Below are 2,819 nucleotides of genomic sequence, written 5' to 3'. Positions count from 1 at the left end.
ACGCCTCGGCGACGGTGTTGCGGGCCAATCCCAGATCCGACGCCAGCGCGCGTGATGGCGGCAGTCGCGTGTCGGTACCCAACCTGCCGCTGCGAATCCCCTCCCGAAGCGCGGTGATCAGCTGCTCGCGGGCGGTGCGACTGCCGGGCTCGATCATCGCGCGCAGGTCGAGATGCAGGTCCCGGTCGGAATTGGCCCGCGAAGTCACCGCAATATTGAACCATCTGGGCGGTATTTTCCCGGCTAGCGTTGACGGCATGACACAGACACTCGAACCCGCCGCCACCGTCGACCGCCTGAAGATCTACAAGGTTTCTCCCGAGCTCTACGACGCGATGATGACGCTGTCGAACGCCGCGGCCAAGGACGTCGACCCGACGATCGGTGAGCTCGTCAAGATCCGGGCGTCGCAGATCAACCACTGCGCGTTCTGCCTCGACATGCACACCCACGACGCCCGCAAGCAGGGCGAGACCGAGCAGCGACTCGCGCTCATCGCGGCCTGGCAGGAGGCCGGTGACCTGTTCACCGAACGTGAGCAGGCGGCGCTGGCGCTGACCGAGGCCATCACCGAACTGGGCGACGGCCACGTTCCCGACGCCGTGTACGCGCGGGCGGCCGCCGCGTTCACCGAACGCGAGCTCGGTCAGGTGATCGCGATGGCCGTGACCATCAACGCGTGGAACCGGATCAACGTCACCGTGCGGATGCCTGCCCCGCGGCGCTGATCCCGCGGGAAACTAGAGGTGTGCAGACCCGGTCAGGTGCAGACATCACGGTGCACGGCGCAGTCGTGCACAAGCTGCACCGGCCGGGAACCGATCCGCGGGCACTGCGGGTCCGGCTCCGCGCGGCGGGCCGCATCGATGCCTTGCTGAGTCCGGTGTCCGATGTGCCCGATGCGGTCGACGGCCGCTGGCTGACCCGGTGGCCCCTGGTGGAAACCCTTGCAGTGCAACCCGAAAGCGTGCCGTGGGCCGATATCGGGCGGCTGCTGGCGGCGTTGCACACTGAACCGGTCACCGCGCGGTTGCCGCCACACGGCTGGCCGGCGAGGCTCAGGCGTGCGGTCGAGCAGGCCCGCCGGCGTGGTGACCGGGTGGTGTCGCGCGCCGCGGCAAGTCTGCCCGACGACGCGTGGCGGCCGGGGTCAGCAGACCGGGCGCGCACCCTCGTCCACGGCGACTTTCACCTGGGTCAAGTGGGTCGGCACGACGGGCGCTGGCTGCTCATCGATGCCGATGACCTCGGATTGGGCGATCCTGCTTGGGATCTGGCGCGTCCCGCCGGGTTCTGGGCTGCCGGGCTCATTCCCGACGCCGACTGGTTCCTGTTCCTCGATGCCTACCGGGCGGCCGGTGGCCCGGCCTTGCCGCCCGGGGATCCGTGGCCCGTGCTCGAGCCGTTCGCCCGGGCCGCCGTCATCCAGTCCGCCGCCAACGATCCCGATGACGAGCTGTTGGCGGCGGCCTGCGCGCGGATGCCTCAGCTGGAGAAGAACAGCCGGCCGAAGCCCTGCTTGCGGTAGTGCTTGTTGCCGCGGTGGCCCCAGCCCGGCCCATAGTCCGAGTAGCCCTGGTTGTAGCCCGAGTGCGCCTGCGGCGGCGGTGGCGGCGCCTGGACGAACCGGTTCTCCATCTGAGTCAGCGACTCGAGCTCGCCGAAGTCCAGGAAGATGCCGCGACATGTGTCGCATTGCTCCAGGTGGATGCCGTTGCGCTCATAGGTCTTCATGACCCCGGCGCACTTCGGGCACAGCAAGGTGTTGCCGATGCCGGAAGGTGGAGGGGATTTCGGGGGCTCATATGGCGGGATGCTCATATCGGCATAACGTCCCACCCTGCTGTGAAGTGCCTGTGAGGTACGGGCTGGGTTGTGTACGGCCCGATCGAGGCCCCGGACGGACCCGGAGGCTCTTTCGCCACCGCTTTCGATATGACGTCCGTCACAATTCGGAATATCAGCCGGGGGTCCGTTGAATCGATCTGCGGCCGTTCAGTTAATCCGGGTGTTCGGCACTGTGTAACGGAACGTTTACACAGCAAGCGCAAACCCGGGGCGGTCGGCGGGCGGGTCCGCGATATTGACGATTGTGACGGCAATCATTCCGCTCAGCGTGATTGCCCGGTCCGCGCTCGGCGGAAAGGGGGAAATGCCAGTTCCAGCGGTGTGGCGGCGGCTTGCCCGGGTTCCTGGACGCCGGTGCGATCCGGGCTCGGCGTTCGGCGTTCACAGGTAATCGACAGCGGCGGTGTGACGCACGCCGGTGTGGATCTAGCAAACTTTGTACCGCTATTTGTACGTAGGGCGGGCGGAAACGGGTTGCCGTTGCCGCCCGGATGTCGCCCGGTTACGTTTCCTCCTGCCAATCATGAGCAAGGCATGAGAACCGGGTGTGACCTCCCTAATCGGGCGGTACGCAGCCGATCGATCTCTAGGGCGGGGGCCCTGGTTGGTGAAGAACGAATCGGATCACCGACATAGCTAGGGAGAACATGAAGGCATTCAGTCGGGTGCTGGTCGCATTGGTGACCGCAATGGCCGGGGTCATCGCTGGCCTCTTCATAGGCACGGGCACTTCTCATGCGGGTCTGGACAATGAACTGAGCCTGGTTGACGGTCAGGACCGCACCCTGACCGTTCAGCAGTGGGACACCTTCCTCAACGGTGTATTCCCCCTGGACCGCAACCGGCTGACCCGTGAGTGGTTCCACTCCGGTCGCGCCAAGTACACGGTGGCCGGCGCGGGTGCCGACGACTTCGAGGGCACGCTGGAGCTGGGCTACCAGATCGGCTTCCCCTGGTCGCTGGGCGTGGGC

Annotated in this window: 5 protein-coding genes; 3 read left to right on the top strand and 2 right to left on the bottom strand. The window is 66.7% G+C overall.

Annotated elements, in window-relative coordinates; translation table 11 throughout:
* The coding region (locus TX88_RS33015) for a GntR family transcriptional regulator (protein WP_162563058.1) at window positions 1-208 on the bottom strand (208 nt) is incomplete at its 3' end.
* Window positions 209-257: 49 nt separating this feature from the next.
* On the opposite strand from TX88_RS33015, the gene TX88_RS00455 reads away from it, so the two are divergent.
* The gene (locus TX88_RS00455) at window positions 258-728 is read left to right on the top strand and encodes a carboxymuconolactone decarboxylase family protein (protein WP_044513816.1); all 471 of its coding nucleotides are present in this window, start codon (window positions 258-260) and stop codon (window positions 726-728) included.
* A 20-nt stretch (window positions 729-748) separates the two neighbouring features.
* Complete coding sequence (locus TX88_RS00450) at window positions 749-1,528, top strand: phosphotransferase family protein (protein WP_044513815.1); 780 nt, start codon at window positions 749-751, stop codon at window positions 1,526-1,528.
* On the opposite strand, the gene TX88_RS00445 is transcribed toward TX88_RS00450, so the two are convergent.
* Complete coding sequence (locus TX88_RS00445) at window positions 1,486-1,821, bottom strand: TFIIB-type zinc ribbon-containing protein (protein WP_044513813.1); 336 nt, start codon at window positions 1,819-1,821, stop codon at window positions 1,486-1,488. The genes TX88_RS00450 and TX88_RS00445 overlap by 43 nt on opposite strands.
* 674 nt (window positions 1,822-2,495) lie before the next feature.
* On the opposite strand from TX88_RS00445, the gene TX88_RS00440 reads away from it, so the two are divergent.
* Window positions 2,496-2,819: MspA family porin (locus TX88_RS00440; RefSeq protein ID WP_044518951.1), on the top strand; the 324-nt coding region annotated here is incomplete at its 3' end.

Source organism: Mycolicibacterium septicum DSM 44393 (assembly GCF_000455325.1).
Lineage (GTDB): Bacteria > Actinomycetota > Actinomycetes > Mycobacteriales > Mycobacteriaceae > Mycobacterium > Mycobacterium septicum.
Note: the sequence above shows the minus strand (reverse complement) of the source record. Positions and strands in the feature narration are given on the sequence as shown.